The following is a 14,121-nucleotide window of genomic DNA, read 5'->3' as shown; positions in this document are numbered from 1 at the left end:
TTCAGCCCGCCAGATTGAACTTGCCGTCGGCGCCGTAGATCGCGAGCGACGTCAGAAGGGTGATGACCACGACCACGACCAGCGAGGCGCGGACCGCGTTACCGACCGCCACACCGACGCCGACCGGACCGCCGGACGCGTTGAATCCGTAATAGGTGTGGATGAGCATGACCGCGACGGCCATGCAGATCGCCTGTACGAACGACCACAGGATGTCCGACGGGATCAGGAAGGTGGAGAAGTAGTGGTCGTACACGCCGGAGGACTGGCCGTAGAGCACCACGGTCGCGAACCGGCTGGCCAGGAACGACGCCAGCGCCGCGAGGGAGTACAGCGGAATGATCGCGACCAGTCCCGCGACGATGCGCGTGCTCACCAGGTAGGGCACGGACGCGATCGCCATCACTTCCAGGGCGTCGATCTCCTCGGACACTCGCATCGCGCCGAGCTGAGCGGTGGCCCCCGCGCCGATCGTGGCCGCCAGGGCGATGCCGGCGATCACCGGGACGGCGATTCGCACGTTGATGAACGCGGAGAAGAAGCCGGTGAGGGCCTCGACGCCGATGTTCGCGAGCGAGTTGTATCCCTGGACGGCGATCGTGCCGCCGGTGAACAGGGTCAGGAAGCCGACCACGACCACCGTGCCGCCGATCATCGCGAGCGCACCGGTACCCATGGAGATCTCCGCGATGAGGCGGAGCGTCTCCTTCTTGTAGAGCCGGATGGCACGCGGAATCGAGGCGATCGCGTCCCAGTAGAAGAGGGCCTGATCACCGATCTTGTTCCAGTCCTCGCCGGCGCGCTTGAGCGCGACACGGGCAGTGAGCAGACGGGTAGTACCTGGCAGAACCATCAATTATCCCATCGTCGCCTTGAGACCGACCGCGGTGACGACCACGTTCACGACGAACAGCGCCATGAACGAGTAGACGACGGTCTCATTGACGGCGTCACCGACGCCCTTCGCTCCGCCCTTGACGTTGAGGCCGCGGTAGCAGCCCACCAGTCCGGCGAACAGGCCGAAGAGCGCGGCCTTGATCATGGAGATCACCAGTTCCCCGAGACCGGTGAGCAGCGTGAGGTTGGCGATGAAGGCGCCGGGATTCACGTCCTGCAGATATACGGAGAAGATGAAGCCGCCCGCGATGCCGATGGTGCACACCAGGCTGTTGAGCAGCAGCGCCACCCCGGTCGAGGCGATGATGCGCGGCACCACCAGCCGGTGGACGGGGTTGATGCCGAGCACCTCGAGCGCGTCGATCTCCTCACGGATCGTGCGCGCACCGAGGTCGGCGCAGATCGCGGTGGCGCCGGCACCGGCGACGATGAGCACCGTGACGATCGGGCCGATCTGGGTGATCGTTCCGAGCGCGGCACCGGCGCCGGAGAGGTCCTGCGCACCGATCTCCCGGAGCAGGATGTTGAGCGTGAAGCTCACCAGCACCGTGAACGGGATCGCGACCAGCAGGGTGGGCACGAGTGAGACGCGGGCGATGGCCCACGACTGCTCGACGGTCTCACGCCACTGAAAAGGACGTCGAAAAAGCTCACGGGCGGATTCCACACCCAGGGAGACGAACTCTCCCACGCCGTTCATCGGGGCAGCGAGTCTGCTCGTCAAGGCCCCTCCTCCCGCTCCGATGCTGGCAACCTATCACGTACGAAAATTGTGCTCTGCGTTACAAGCCGAGCCGACACACTCTAAAGAGAGGTGTGCTAGTCCATCAAATCCGAGGCCGAGAATGTGCCGACCTTCTCCGGCTCGGCGAAGTACGCCGAGACGACGTCGCCGAGCGCCTCGGGCGACCACTGGTCGCCGTCCGCGGCGAAGACCTCTTGCACTTTGGGAGCGGCCATCAGACTGACCTTGGGGCCGTAGACCACGAAGACCTGTCCGGAGACATTCTGCGCCGAGGGACCGGCGAGGTAGCGGACCAGGGTCACCACATGCTCGGGCGACAGCGGGTCGACGGCGTCCTCGGGGGCTGCACCGAAGACGTCCGCGGTCATCGCCGTGCGCGCACGGGGACAGATCGCATTGGCGGTGGCGCCGTAGCGGGCCAGTGCGCGGCTCGCGGAGACCGTCAGCATCGAGATGCCGGCCTTCGCCGCGGAGTAGTTCGCCTGGCCGGCGCCACCGAGGAGCGCCGCTTCCGACGATGTGTTGATCAGGCGGCCGTACACGGGCGCACCGGAGGCTTTGGACTCGGCGCGCCAGTGTGCGGCGGCGTTCCGGTTGAGCAGGAAGTGACCCCGCAGGTGGACGCGCTGCACCAGATCCCACTGCTCATCGGTCATGTTGAAGAGCATGGCGTCGCGGGTGATGCCCGCGTTGTTCATGACGACGTGCAGACCGCCGAGGTCCTGCGTCGCGACACGCATGATCTCGGCCGCGGTGGCCGAGTCGGCGATGTCGCCTGCCACCGGAACCGCCTTGCCGCCCACACCGGCGATCTCGTCGAAGACGTCGCTGGAGTCGAGCGCCGACTGAAGGTCGTTCACGATGACGGTGGCCCCGTCGCGCGCGAGACCGATCGCCTCCGCACGCCCCAGACCCGCACCCGCACCGGTGACGACTGCTACCCGACCGTCCAACGACTGACTCACTTCTATCCCTTCGACGCGAAAACTAGAACTTGTTCTACCACAGATCCCTGCGAGCATCCACTCGATCGGGAAATGAGTGTTGTCAGTCGTCGACGATGGACAGTGCCGAGCGGGGGCAGCTGGCGACCACCTGACGCATCTCCTCGCGCCGGGTCTCGGCCACGTCGTCCTGCAGAATCACCAGGTAGTCGTTGTCGTCGAGCTCGAAGACGTCGGGTGCCATACCGACGCAGACAGCGTTCGACTCGCACAGATCGAAGTCGCATTTGATGTGCATCTATTCCTCCTCCGCTTGCAGCCCGAACAGTTGACGGGCTCGCGTCCTACACGTTAGAACGTGTTTCAATACTAGGGAAGCAGTATTGCGCCCCGATTGGGAAACAGCAACGGCGGGAGAGCCATGCGGATCGCCTACACGCAGGAACAAGAGCAGCTCAGGAGCGAACTTCGCGCCTACTTCGACGCCTTGATGACGCCGGAGCGCCGAGCCGCACTCACCGGCGGTGACGGAGAACTCGGAGAAGGCGATGCCTACCGGGACGTCGTCCGCCAGATGGGGCGGGACGGCTGGCTCGCGCTGGGCTGGCCCACCGAGTACGGCGGAGCCGACCGCTCGATGATGGATCAGCTGATCTTCACCGACGAAGCGGCAATCGCGGGCGCCCCCGTCCCGTTCTTGACGATCAATTCGGTGGCGCCGACGATCATGCACTTCGGCACCGACGAACAGAAGAAGTTCTTTCTGCCGAAGATCGCGGCCGGCGACCTGCACTTCTCGATCGGCTACTCCGAGCCCGGTGCGGGCACCGACCTGGCAGCGCTGCGCACCACCGCGGTCCGGGACGGCGACGAGTACGTCATCAACGGGCAGAAGATGTGGACCTCGCTGATCCCCTACGCCGATTGCGTCTGGCTGGCCTGCCGCACCGATCCGGAGGCGAGCAAGCACAAGGGGATCTCGATGGTGATCGTGCCGACCACCGCCGAGGGCTTCTCGTACACCCCGGTCCACACGATGGCGGGCGTCGACACCAGCGCCACCTACTACCAGGACGTACGCGTTCCGGTCACGAATCGCGTCGGCGAAGAGGGCGGCGGATGGAGCCTGGTGACCAACCAGCTCAACCATGAGCGGGTGGCGCTGTGCAGTGCCGCCCCCATCCAGACCGCACTGCGGGAGACGCTGGCGTTCGCCACCGCGGAGACCGACGGTCGGCGGCCGGCCGATCAAGCCTGGGTCCGGGCCAACCTCGCACGTGTCCACGCCAAGGTCGAGTTCCTCAAGCTCGTGAACTGGAAGATCGCGTCGATCGCCGCCTCGGGCGGCTCGCCGTCGCCCGCCGACGCCTCGGCGACGAAGGTGTTCGGCACCGAGTTCGCCACTGAGGCCTACCGGTTGCTGATGGAGGTGGTCGGACCCGCCGCCACTCTGCGGCAGGGCAGTCCGGGAGCTCATCTGCTCGGCCGGCTGGAGCGCTTCGCGCGCACCTCCCTGATCCTCACCTTCGGTGGCGGCACCAACGAGATCCAGCGCGACATCATCGGCATGCTCGCATTGAAGCTCCCGCCGGCCCGCCGCTGAACCGCCGCCGTACTCAAAGGACGAACCCATGGACTTCAACCCCACCGAAGCTGCGACCGACCTCGCCAAGCTGACGTCCGACATCGTCGACCGACTCAGCCCCGCCGAGCGGGTCGCCGAACTCGAGAGCGGTCGCGCGCCGATCGACCGGCGGCTCTGGACCGAGATCGCCGCGGCCGGCCTCCTCGGCCTGGCCGCACCCGAGGCCGTCGACGGCGCCGGTCTCACCACGTTGGAGACCACCGCGGTGGCCACCGAACTGGGCCGCGCCCTGGCCCGAGTGCCGTTCGGTCCGCACGCGGTGGCCGGCGTTCCGCTGCTCTGCGCGCACGCGAGCGACCGGCTCCGATCCGAATTGCTGCCGCGGGCCGTCTCCGGCGAGCAGGTGCTGACCGCCGCGGTCGAGGAGGACGGCGCCTACGGACCCGTCGACGGGCTCACCGCATTCGACGGCTCGGCCCTCACCGGTTCCAAAGTCAACGTCCCCTACGCGGCGGCCGCGGACACCCTCCTCGTCACCGCCGCGAGCGCGGGCGGGCCGCTGATCGCCGTCGTACCCGCGGACCGGTCCGGCGTGCGCATCACCGAGACCGTCGCGACCGGCCTCACCCCGACCTATCTCGTCGAATTCGACGCGGTGGAGGTGGCGGCCGACGAGATCCTCGACGGCGGCGCCGGCACCGTCGATCGAGCACTCGACCTGCTGCGACTGGCCGTCAGCGCGGACCAGGCCGGCGTGATCGCCGGAGCCCTCGACGCCACCGCCCGTTACGCACGCGAACGAGAGCAGTTCGGAAGGCCGATCGGTTCGTTCCAGGCCGTGGCCGCGCGGCTCGCCGACGGTTACATCGATGTCCAGGCACTCACGCTGAGCGTGCTGCAGGCCGCGTGGCTGCTGTCGGGACTCGCCGACACCGACGCCGACGGGGCCACCGCCGCGGTCGACACCGCCAAGTTCTGGGCGGCCGAAGCCGGACACCGCGTCGCCCACACCACGGTTCACGTGCACGGTGGCGTCGGTCTGGACACCAGCCACCCGGTGCACCGGTACTTCCTGCGCGCCAAGCAGAACGAATTCACGCTGGGCAGCGCCCCGGTGGTGCTCGCCGAACTCGGCGACCTGCTGACGGCGACGCGGTGATTCGATGACCGCGCCGCCCGCTGCCGTCACCGACGCCCGCTGCCTGTCGGACCTCTACGCCTCGCTGTCGGAGGTCACCGACCGCGGGATGCATTTCGAGGGCGGGTTCACCCCGTGGCGCGATCACTTCACTGCGAGCAGGAAACGTGCTGCGGCGCTGCGCGAACGACTCGATCCCGTCCGTCCTCCGCACGTCGGCGTGCTGCTGCCGAACGTCCCCGAGTTCAGCTTCCTGTTCGGAGCGGCCGCACTGGGCGCGTTCGTCCTCGTCGGGCTCAACAGCACGCGCCGGGGTGCGGCGCTGGCCGCGGACGTGGCCCGGGCGGACTGCCAGATCGTGATCGTCTCGGACGAGACGGCCGAGCTGATTCCGGCGGATCTCCCGGTCCCGGTGCTCAACGTCGACGGCGCCGAGTGGGCCGAGACGGTCTCCGCGGCGTCGTCCGACGGGTTCGCACCGGCGCCCGTGCGACCCGACGATCTGGTGATGCTCATCTTCACCTCCGGCACTACGGGCGACCCCAAGGCCGTGCGCTGCAGTCAGCGCAAGTTCGGTGCGCCGGGAGTGATGCTGGCGCAGCGTTTCGGACTCGGACCCGACGACGTCGCCTACCTGTCGATGCCGATGTTCCACTCCAATTCGCTGATCGCCGGATGGTCGGTGGCGGTGGCCGCCGGCGCGTCGATCGTCCTTCGCAGGAAGTTCTCGGCGACCGGGTTCTGCGAGGACGTGCGTCGGTACGGCGTCACCTACGCGAACTACGTCGGCAAGCCGCTGCGCTATGTCCTGGCCACGCCCGAGCGCGACGACGACGCCCGCAGCACCCTCCGCCTGGTGTACGGAAACGAGGCCGGGGCCGCCGATCGCACCGAGTTCGCGCGCCGGTTCGGCGCGCGCGTGGTCGACGGTTTCGGGTCCACCGAGGGCGGTGTCTCGATCACCCGCACCGCGGACACCCCGGACGATGCGCTCGGGCCGCTCACCGCCCCGAACGCCGTCGTCGACCCGGACACACTCGAACCCGTCGCCGCCGGACGGATCGGCGAGATCGTCAACACCGCCGGTGCCGGACTCTTCGACGGCTATTACGGCGATGAGGAGGCGACGGCGCAGCGCCTGCGCGGCGGCGTGTACCGCACCGGAGATCTGGGATGGGTGGATGACGACGGGTACGTGCACTTCGCCGGCCGTCTCGGCGACTGGCTGCGGGTGGACGGCGAGAATCTCGGTACCCGTCCCATCGAGCAGATCCTGCTGCGCCATCGGTTGATAGCCGACGCCACCGTGCTGGGCGTCCCCGACGACATCGGCGACGCCGTCGGTGCCGTGCTGGTGGCACCGGGACTGACGCGGGAGTCGCTGGTGGAGTTCTTGAAGGCGCAGACCGATCTCGGGCCGAAGCAGTGGCCGACCCTGGTCTGGCTCACCGATTCGCAGCCCGAGACCGCGACCTTCAAGACCGCCCGCGCCGCCCTCGCCGCATCGCTCGGCGAGCCGACCTGGCGCCTGGCCGGCTGAGCGTCAGGGCAGCAGCGCCATCTCCCGCGCATTCCGCACCGCGACCGCGAGGCGGCGTTGCTGCTGCACGGACAAGCCGGTGACCGATCGCTTCCGGATGCGGCCGCGGTCGGTCAGGAAGCGCCTGAGCGTCTGCGTGTCCTTGTAGTCGAAGGTCAGGTTCGGATCGGCGGTACGCCGTTTCACCTCACGCATCACCAGCTCGCCTTCTGAATCCCGGGCAGCTCGCCGCGGTGCGCCATCTCACGGAATCTGATGCGCGACACTCCCGCTTTGCGGAGGTAACCGCGCGGCCGGCCGTCGACCGCGTCACGATTGCGCAGCCGGGTGGCGCTGGCGTCGCGCGGCTGCTTCGACAACTCCGCCTGAGCCGCCCGGCGGGCCGCGGGCTCGGCGCTCGCATCGACGACGATCCGCTTCAGCTCGGCCCGCCGCTCGGCGTACCGCTCGACCAGCGCGCGCCGCTGCCCGTCACGGACGATCTTCGACTTCTTCGCCATCAGCGGTCCTCCTTGAAATCCACGTGCCGCCGCACGATCGGGTCGTATTTGCGCAGGACGAGACGATCGGGGTCGTTCCTGCGGTTCTTGCGCGTCACGTACGTGTATCCGGTACCGGCCGTCGACCGGAGCTTGATCACCGGCCGCAGATCAGTGCTGCTCGCCATCAGACCCGCTCCCCTCGCCGCCGGATGCGACCGACGACCGCATCGATCCCGTCCCGATCGATCTCCTTGATCCCCTTGGCGCTGACCCGCAACGTCACCCGGCGACCCAGACTGGGCACCCAGTACGTCTTCCGGAACAGATTGGGCCGCCATTGACGCGACGTCCGACGGTGCGAGTGCGACACCGACTTCCCGAATCCGGGTACTGCCCCCGTCACCTGGCATCTCGCTGACATGAAGCCTCCTTACTGACAACGATTCGCATTAACTTCGCCGATGACGGTACAGTGAAATCCGAAATTAATGAAAACCATTACAAGTAAGGAATGAGTCGAGATGCCGCAGGAACGTTCGCACAGAACACCGTTGACCCTGGTCACCGGCCTCGATCGCACTATCTCCGCCAGAATCGCCCACACCCTGGCCACTCCCAGGACCGCGGTGGTGAGCCACGATCTGCGTGACGTCGAGCGCGGCCGCGTCACGCGAACCGTGCATCGGATCGACACCGACGGCCACGACGAGTTCAGTCTCGACGACATCGACCTGGAACACGGATGCGTGTCGTGCACACTCCGCCTCGATCTCCTCCCGCTCCTGCGCACCCTGCACCGCGAGACGCAGGTGTCCCGGATCGTGGTGGTTCTCGATCCGGTGGTGGAACCGGAGAACGTCGCGCTCGAGGTCAACCAGACGGTCGTGCACGTGCCGGGGCTGCCACCCGCCCCCGCGGGCGACGACGTGTGCCTGAGCCACACCGTCTGCGGCGTCGACGCGGCACGGTGGCTCGCCGACGCCACCGGCGATCTCACGCTCGCTGAGGCGGGACTCTCGGCCGCCGAGGACGAGCGCACCCTCGCACAGGTGGCGGTCGGGCAGGTGCGATTCGCCGACACCGTGATCGTGGAGCGCGCCGACTCGGCCGCGGGTGCATGGGAGCTCGCACGGCTGCACGCCGTGCTCGTCCGGTTGGCGCCGGCCGCGGGAATGCGCACGCTCAACAGCAGGCAGCCGCTCGACGCCGCACTGATGGCGCGGGCGCTCGCCTCCGGCACGGCGGAGTCACCTCACGGACGCCCGCGCCGCCCGTTCGATCCCCTGCTGTCGGGACGACCGGACCTCACCGCCGACTGCGGCGTGGAGCTGATGACGATCGAAGCGACGCGCCCGTTCCACCCGGAGCGGCTGCACGTGGCGCTCGACGCTTTGCTCGACGGCGTCGTGACCGCGCAGGGTCGGCTGTGGATCGCGGCGAATCCGAACGACGTGCTGTGGCTCGACTCGGCCGGCGGCGCCCTGGGCATCCGCCGCGTCGGCACCTGGCTGGCCACCGATCCCGCGGCCGCCGCGGATCCGCAGCAGTCCGCGACGGCGGCGTTCTACTGGGACGACGTGCACGGTGATCGCCACACCAGCATCGTCGTCCTGTGCCATCGGGCCGCGCCCGACGAGATCCGCGCCGCCTTCGACGCGGCGCTCGTCACCGATGACGAACTGGCCGCTGGGCCGCGGGCCCTGGCGAACCTGCCGTCCCCGTTCGGCACCGACCATCGCGACCCGTGCGACGACCTCGAGACCACCGACCGGTCCGCCACCGTGGACCAGACCGAAGGAGAGAACCGATGAAGCCCGGAATCCACCCCGAGTACCGCCACGTCGTATTCCGCGACGCGACCACCGGCACGAGTTTCCTCACCCGATCGACGGCCGCCTCGGACGCGACCGTCGAGTGGGAGGACGGCGAGGTCTACCCGCTGATCACCGTCGATGTGACGAGCGATTCCCATCCGTTCTGGACCGGCACCCAGCGTCTGGTGGACGCCGAGGGCCGCGTCGAACGGTTCAAGCGGCGGTACGGGCTGTAGAGCCGACCCGGACGCTCAGTCCAGGGTGGCGTTCATCCTCGCGACCGCTTCGCGGTACTCCGAGACCAGTCCGTCGATCAGTTTCTCCACCGGGGTGATCTCGTTGCAGCGCCCGACGATCTGTCCGGCCGGCATCGCCACCACCTTCGGGTCGTCGGATGCCGAGATCCGCGCGTGCGCCTCGCCCACCAGGAGATTCTGCAGCGGCATCGGCAGCGGTTCCGGGGCGCCGGGAGCGTCCCACGCGTCGGTCCACGCCGTCTTGAGCAGGCGCGCCGGCTTGCCCGAGTAGATCCGACGCCGGACGGTGTCGCGCGAGGTCGCGGCCAGCAGTGCCTGCTGAACGGTCGACGGTTCGCCCGGCTTGTGCGCGCCGAGGTTGTACTCGGCGGCGGTGAGCCAATAGGTGCCCATCCACACGCCCTGCGCACCGAGCGCGATGGCGGCGGCGATCTGCCTGCCGCTGCCCACACCGCCCGCGGCGAGCACCGGAGCCTCACCGGCGGCGTCGACCAACTCCGGCCAGAGGACCATCGACGTGACCTCGCCGGTGTGCCCGCCGCCCTCATAGCCCTGCGCGATGACGATGTCGACGCCGGCGTCGAGGTGGTGCAGCGCATGCTCCCGCGCTCCCGCGAGCGCCGCGACCGCCACACCGTTGTCGTGCGCGATGCCGATGACGTCCTCGGGAGGCGAGCCGAGCGCATTGGCGATCAGCTTGATCTGCCCGTACTTGCGCGTGTGCTCCATCGCGATGTCGACATGCGAGCGTGCGACCGAGTGCAGCCAGCCGAGCACGCCGGTGTTCACCCGATCGCCGCCGTCCGGCAGCTGCGGCACTCCGAGATCGTCGAGCGTCCGCTCGACGAACGCACGGTGCTCGGGCGGGATCATCGCGTCGAGGTCCATCTTGGATCCCTCGGTGGGGATCTTGGCGGGCATCACGACGTCGACGCCGAAGGGCTTCCCGTCGGTGTTCTCGTGCATCCATTCCAGGACCGCGTCGAGTTCATCCGGCTCGTTGAACCGCACGCATCCCAGGACGCCGAGGCCGCCCGCGCGGCTGATCGCGGCGGCCACCTCCTCGCTGGGGGTGAAGCCGAAGATCGGGTATTCGATCCCGAACCGCTCGCACAATGGGGTTTTCATCGATGTCCTTGTCGTAGAAGAGATTGTGTAAAGGAGATGGTCGTAGAGGCGATGGTCGTAGAAGGGATGGGAGTCACGGGTTCAGAGAGCGTGGTCGGCTTCGCGGGAGCCGGTCACCTCGCGCGCCCACCGATAGTCGGGTTTGCCCGCGGGTGAGCGCTTCACCTCGTCGACGAACCAGACGCTCCGCGGGCACTTGTACCCCGCGAGTTCGGCGCGGACGGCCTCGTTGAGGGTCACCAGGTCCGGCCGGACCCCGTCGCGGGTCTGCAGCACGGCCGCGACCCGCTGACCGAAGCGATCGTCCGCCACGCCCACCACGACTGCGTCGAAGACGTCCGGATGACCCTTGAGCGCGGCCTCGACCTCCTCGGGGAAGACCTTCTCGCCGCCGGTGTTGATCGACATCGACCCGCGGCCGAGCATCGTGATCGTGCCGTCGGCCTCGATGGTCGCGAAGTCGCCCGGCATGGAGTAGCGGACACCGTCGTAGACGACGAAGGTCTCGGCCGATTTGACCGGATCGTTGTGGTAGCGCAGCGGAATGTGACCCGACCGCGCCAGGCGCCCCACCTCTCCGCTGCCCGGCTCCAGACGGCGACCGTCCTCGGCGAGGACGTGAGCGCTCGGGTCGGCCTTCACCGTCGGCGCACCGACCCGGCTCTGACCCTTCACCGCCACTCCCATGCCGCCGAAGCCGGTCTCCGACGATCCGATCGCGTCGACGATGACCGCGTTCGGCAGACGCTCCAGGTAGCGGTCCTTGATCGACGCCGAGAACAGGGCCGCGGACGAGGCCACCGACACCACCGTCGAGGTGTCGTAGCCACCCTTCTCGAGTTCTTCGATCATCGGCCGGCCCATCGCGTCACCGGTGATGAACACGACGTTCACACCGTGCCGTTGCACCGCCTTCCACACCTCGGCGGCGTCGAAATCCGGGTAGACCACCGCCTTCCCGCCGGCGAACAGGGACTGGAACACCGCCCACTGGCTGCCGCCGTGGATGAACGGCGGAATCGGGAAGCGCACCAGCTGGCCGCCCTGCGATCCGGTCCGCGCGTGCTCCCATTCGTCCTCGACAGGCCGTCCGGTGTACCAGTCGATCCCGCCCCCGAGCACCCGCCACACGTCCTCCTGACGCCAGACGACGCCCTTCGGCTTTCCCGTCGTGCCGCCCGTGTAGAGCAGGTAGAGATCGTCGTCCGACCGCTCCTCGAAGTCCCGTTCCGACGACGACTCGGCGATCGCCGCCTCGTATCCGACGACCGCGACGCCGGCCGCGTCCGAACACTCGGCAGGCGCGTCGGATCCGTCTTCGACGACGATGCGCGCGGTGATGTCGGTGGTCGCATTCGATAACACGTTGCAGACCTTCGCGGCGTACTGGCGCTCATGGATCAGCACCGTCATCTGCGAATCGGTGAAGATGTGCTTCAGCTCGTTCTCCACGTAGCGGTAGTTGACGTTCACCATCACTGCCCGCGCCTTGAAGATCGCGATCATCGACTCGACTGCTTCGATGGTGTTTCTGCTGTACAGGCCCACCGCGTCGCCGGGTGCCACGCCGAGCGACCGCAGCCGGTGCGCCAGCGCGTTGGCCCGGCGATCGAGCTCGGCGTAGGTCAGCGAGCGGTCGCCCGATTCCAGCGCCACGCGGTCGGGCATGAGGTCCACGGCGTGCTCGAAGAGGTCCGCGACAGTGAAGGCCATGCATCAAAACTAGAACGTGTTACTGTTCGCGGCAAGGAAAACGTCGGGCCAGGAGGAAACATGTCCCCAGAAAGCGCTGCCGCCACCACCGCCGCCGCACCGGAGTGCCTCGTCGAGAAGCGCGGCCACGTGCTGATCGTGACGATGAACCGACCCGAGGCGCGCAACGCACTGTCGGGTCCGATGATGCGGATCATGGAGCAGGCGTGGGACCAGGTGGACGACGATCCGGACATCCGGGTCGCGATCCTGACCGGAGCGGGCGGCTACTTCTGCGCGGGCGCCGACCTCAAGGCCATGAACCAGTCGGCACCGGGCGACTCCTTCGCGAAAGGCGGATGGGACCTCACGCGGCTCCCCGCACTGCTCAAGGGACGTCGGCTGTCGAAGCCGTTGATCGCCGCGGTCGAGGGCCCGGCGATCGCCGGCGGAACCGAGATCCTCCAGGGCACCGACATCCGCGTCGCCGCCGAGAGCGCGAAGTTCGGCGTCTCCGAAGCCAAGTGGGGCCTGTTCCCGCTCGGCGGCAGCGCCGTCCGGCTGGTCCGCCAGATCCCCTACACCGTGGCGGCCGACATCCTCCTGACCGGCCGTCACATCACCGCCGCCGAGGCCAAGGAGTACGGACTCGTGGGCCACGTGGTTCCGGACGGCACGGCGCTGGACAAGGCTCTCGAGATCGCCGACCAGATCGCGGCCAACGGCCCGCTCGCAGTCCAGGCCATCCTCAAGACCATTCGCGACAGCGAGGGCCTGCACGAGGAGGAGGCCTTCAAGATCGACGCCGAACTCGGCGCCAAGGTCTTCGCGTCCAAGGACGCCAAGATCGGCCCGCGCGCCTTCGCCAACCGCGAGAAGCCGGTGTTCACCGGCGAGTAGGAGCGGCTGCGTTGCCCATCGGTCCGTCCCGGCCTACGGTCGTTGCCATGCCGAAAGCGAGCCGCACCGCCGTCCTGGTCTGCCAGGCGCGCGCCGTCGCGGACGGGCGCATCGCGATCGGACGGTTCAGCGATCCCATCGCCATCGACCTGCTCGACGACGACGAGCGCAGAGAGGTCGAGACGGCACGCGGGCCGGCCCCGAGACACTGGCGCGACCGTCCGGCCTATGAACTGCTGACGGCGACCGTGGAGATCCTGGCGGCGCGCACCGTCGCGATCGACGACGCCGTGCGCCAGCGGCGGCACAGCCAACTCGTCGTCCTCGGAGCGGGCCTGGACGCCCGGGCCTGGCGGATGCGAAAGCTGCCGCAGACCACCGTCTTCGAGGTGGACCGCCCCGCATCGCAGGCCGACAAGCGCAGGCGCGTCCGGAATCTGGAGCCGGTCACCGAGGAACTCACCTTCGTCCCGGTCGAGTTCGGCACCGACAGTCTCACCGGCGCCCTGGAATCAGCCGGCCATCGCTCCGAACTCCCCACCACGTGGATCTGGGAGGGCGTGCTGCCGTATCTCACGACGGACCAGGTCCGTGCCACCCTCGCGGACGTCGCCGAACGCTCGGCTCCGGGATCTCAGCTGATAGCGACCTATCCGCAACGCCACACGGTGAGCCGTCCGGCGCACTATGCGCTCAAGACGGTCTTCGCGATCGCCGGGCGGCCCGATCCGATGGGCGAGGAACGCCATGTCTCGGCCTGGAGACCGGCGGCGATGCGCGACCTGCTGGAGGATTTCGGGTTCACCGTCGTCTCCGATCGCGATCTGAAATCGATCGCCGACGACGTCGGCGTCCGGACTCGGCACCCGCGCAGACTGGCGAACGGCCACGTCGTGGTGGCCGAGGTCTCGTTCCCGTCCGACCGCGAGACCTGACGCCCGGGGCTCACCGATTCTGTGATCCGGCTAACAGATCGCCCCCTCGGCGTCGACATACCGG

17 protein-coding genes are annotated in these 14,121 nt (G+C 68.3%); 7 read left to right on the top strand and 10 right to left on the bottom strand.

Annotated features, from left to right (window positions below; genetic code table 11):
* Position 1: 1 nt before the first annotated feature.
* The 4 genes from ACZ5QD_RS17420 to ACZ5QD_RS17405 form a co-directional block, all read right to left on the bottom strand.
* A complete protein-coding gene (locus tag ACZ5QD_RS17420; RefSeq protein ID WP_045536831.1) occupies positions 2-853 on the bottom strand; it encodes an MlaE family ABC transporter permease in 852 nt (283 codons plus the stop codon).
* Positions 854-856: 3 nt separating this feature from the next.
* Positions 857-1,621 carry an MlaE family ABC transporter permease gene (locus ACZ5QD_RS17415; RefSeq protein ID WP_006894241.1) on the bottom strand — a complete coding sequence of 255 codons (765 nt, stop codon included), beginning with the start codon at positions 1,619-1,621 and terminating at the stop codon, positions 857-859.
* A gap of 95 nt (positions 1,622-1,716) precedes the next feature.
* Positions 1,717-2,607: a 3-oxoacyl-ACP reductase gene (locus ACZ5QD_RS17410; protein ID WP_006894240.1), complete on the bottom strand. Its 891-nt coding sequence runs from the start codon at positions 2,605-2,607 to the stop codon at positions 1,717-1,719.
* A gap of 82 nt (positions 2,608-2,689) precedes the next feature.
* Positions 2,690-2,884 carry a ferredoxin gene (locus ACZ5QD_RS17405; protein WP_006894238.1) on the bottom strand — a complete coding sequence of 65 codons (195 nt, stop codon included), beginning with the start codon at positions 2,882-2,884 and terminating at the stop codon, positions 2,690-2,692.
* Positions 2,885-3,007: 123 nt separating this feature from the next.
* Between ACZ5QD_RS17405 and ACZ5QD_RS17400 the strand changes: the two genes are divergently transcribed.
* The 3 genes from ACZ5QD_RS17400 to ACZ5QD_RS17390 are packed head-to-tail and all read left to right on the top strand — an operon-like array spanning position 3,008 to position 6,849.
* A complete protein-coding gene (locus tag ACZ5QD_RS17400; protein ID WP_464367284.1) occupies positions 3,008-4,189 on the top strand; it encodes an acyl-CoA dehydrogenase family protein in 1,182 nt (393 codons plus the stop codon).
* A gap of 28 nt (positions 4,190-4,217) precedes the next feature.
* Positions 4,218-5,330: an acyl-CoA dehydrogenase family protein gene (locus ACZ5QD_RS17395; RefSeq protein ID WP_222110949.1), complete on the top strand. Its 1,113-nt coding sequence runs from the start codon at positions 4,218-4,220 to the stop codon at positions 5,328-5,330.
* Positions 5,331-5,334: 4 nt separating this feature from the next.
* Complete coding sequence (locus ACZ5QD_RS17390; RefSeq protein ID WP_006894235.1) at positions 5,335-6,849, top strand: AMP-binding protein; 1,515 nt, start codon at positions 5,335-5,337, stop codon at positions 6,847-6,849.
* 3 nt (positions 6,850-6,852) lie between these two features.
* Here the strand turns inward: ACZ5QD_RS17390 and rpsR are convergent, their stop codons facing one another.
* The 4 genes from rpsR to rpmB are packed head-to-tail and all read right to left on the bottom strand — an operon-like array spanning position 6,853 to position 7,752.
* Positions 6,853-7,044 (bottom strand): 30S ribosomal protein S18, encoded by a 192-nt coding sequence (gene rpsR, locus ACZ5QD_RS17385; RefSeq protein ID WP_006894234.1) that lies wholly within the window; start codon positions 7,042-7,044, stop codon positions 6,853-6,855.
* Positions 7,044-7,349 carry a 30S ribosomal protein S14 gene (gene rpsN / locus ACZ5QD_RS17380; protein ID WP_006894232.1) on the bottom strand — a complete coding sequence of 102 codons (306 nt, stop codon included), beginning with the start codon at positions 7,347-7,349 and terminating at the stop codon, positions 7,044-7,046. The genes rpsR and rpsN overlap by 1 nt, the downstream gene beginning before the upstream one ends.
* The gene (gene rpmG, locus ACZ5QD_RS17375) at positions 7,349-7,516 is read right to left on the bottom strand and encodes a 50S ribosomal protein L33 (protein ID WP_006894231.1); all 168 of its coding nucleotides are present in this window, start codon (positions 7,514-7,516) and stop codon (positions 7,349-7,351) included. Before rpmG ends, rpsN begins: the two co-directional genes overlap by 1 nt.
* Positions 7,516-7,752, bottom strand: a complete 237-nt coding sequence (rpmB, locus tag ACZ5QD_RS17370) for a 50S ribosomal protein L28 (protein WP_006894229.1) — start codon at positions 7,750-7,752, stop codon at positions 7,516-7,518. Before rpmB ends, rpmG begins: the two co-directional genes overlap by 1 nt.
* A 100-nt stretch (positions 7,753-7,852) precedes the next feature.
* Here rpmB and mrf point away from each other — a divergent pair, with 100 nt between their 5' ends.
* Both mrf and ACZ5QD_RS17360 read left to right on the top strand, forming a co-directional pair.
* Positions 7,853-9,142 carry a ribosome hibernation factor-recruiting GTPase MRF gene (gene mrf / locus ACZ5QD_RS17365; protein ID WP_464366970.1) on the top strand — a complete coding sequence of 430 codons (1,290 nt, stop codon included), beginning with the start codon at positions 7,853-7,855 and terminating at the stop codon, positions 9,140-9,142.
* Positions 9,139-9,381, top strand: coding sequence for a type B 50S ribosomal protein L31 (locus tag ACZ5QD_RS17360; RefSeq protein ID WP_062366254.1), 243 nt, complete (start codon positions 9,139-9,141; stop codon positions 9,379-9,381). The genes mrf and ACZ5QD_RS17360 overlap by 4 nt, the downstream gene beginning before the upstream one ends.
* Before the next feature lie 15 nt (positions 9,382-9,396).
* On the opposite strand, the gene ACZ5QD_RS17355 is transcribed toward ACZ5QD_RS17360, so the two are convergent.
* Both ACZ5QD_RS17355 and ACZ5QD_RS17350 read right to left on the bottom strand, forming a co-directional pair.
* Positions 9,397-10,530: an NAD(P)H-dependent flavin oxidoreductase gene (locus ACZ5QD_RS17355; RefSeq protein ID WP_006894226.1), complete on the bottom strand. Its 1,134-nt coding sequence runs from the start codon at positions 10,528-10,530 to the stop codon at positions 9,397-9,399.
* An 81-nt stretch (positions 10,531-10,611) separates the two neighbouring features.
* Entirely contained in the window at positions 10,612-12,243 is a 1,632-nt protein-coding gene (locus tag ACZ5QD_RS17350) for an acyl-CoA synthetase (protein ID WP_062366251.1), read from the bottom strand.
* A 60-nt stretch (positions 12,244-12,303) separates the two neighbouring features.
* On the opposite strand from ACZ5QD_RS17350, the gene ACZ5QD_RS17345 reads away from it, so the two are divergent.
* Both ACZ5QD_RS17345 and ACZ5QD_RS17340 read left to right on the top strand, forming a co-directional pair.
* Positions 12,304-13,122, top strand: coding sequence for a crotonase/enoyl-CoA hydratase family protein (locus ACZ5QD_RS17345; protein WP_006894224.1), 819 nt, complete (start codon positions 12,304-12,306; stop codon positions 13,120-13,122).
* A gap of 47 nt (positions 13,123-13,169) precedes the next feature.
* Positions 13,170-14,057: a class I SAM-dependent methyltransferase gene (locus tag ACZ5QD_RS17340; RefSeq protein ID WP_062366248.1), complete on the top strand. Its 888-nt coding sequence runs from the start codon at positions 13,170-13,172 to the stop codon at positions 14,055-14,057.
* Positions 14,058-14,121 lie beyond the last annotated feature (64 nt).

The organism is Gordonia sp. J1A, assembly GCF_055393515.1.
Note: the sequence above shows the minus strand (reverse complement) of the source record. Positions and strands in the feature narration are given on the sequence as shown.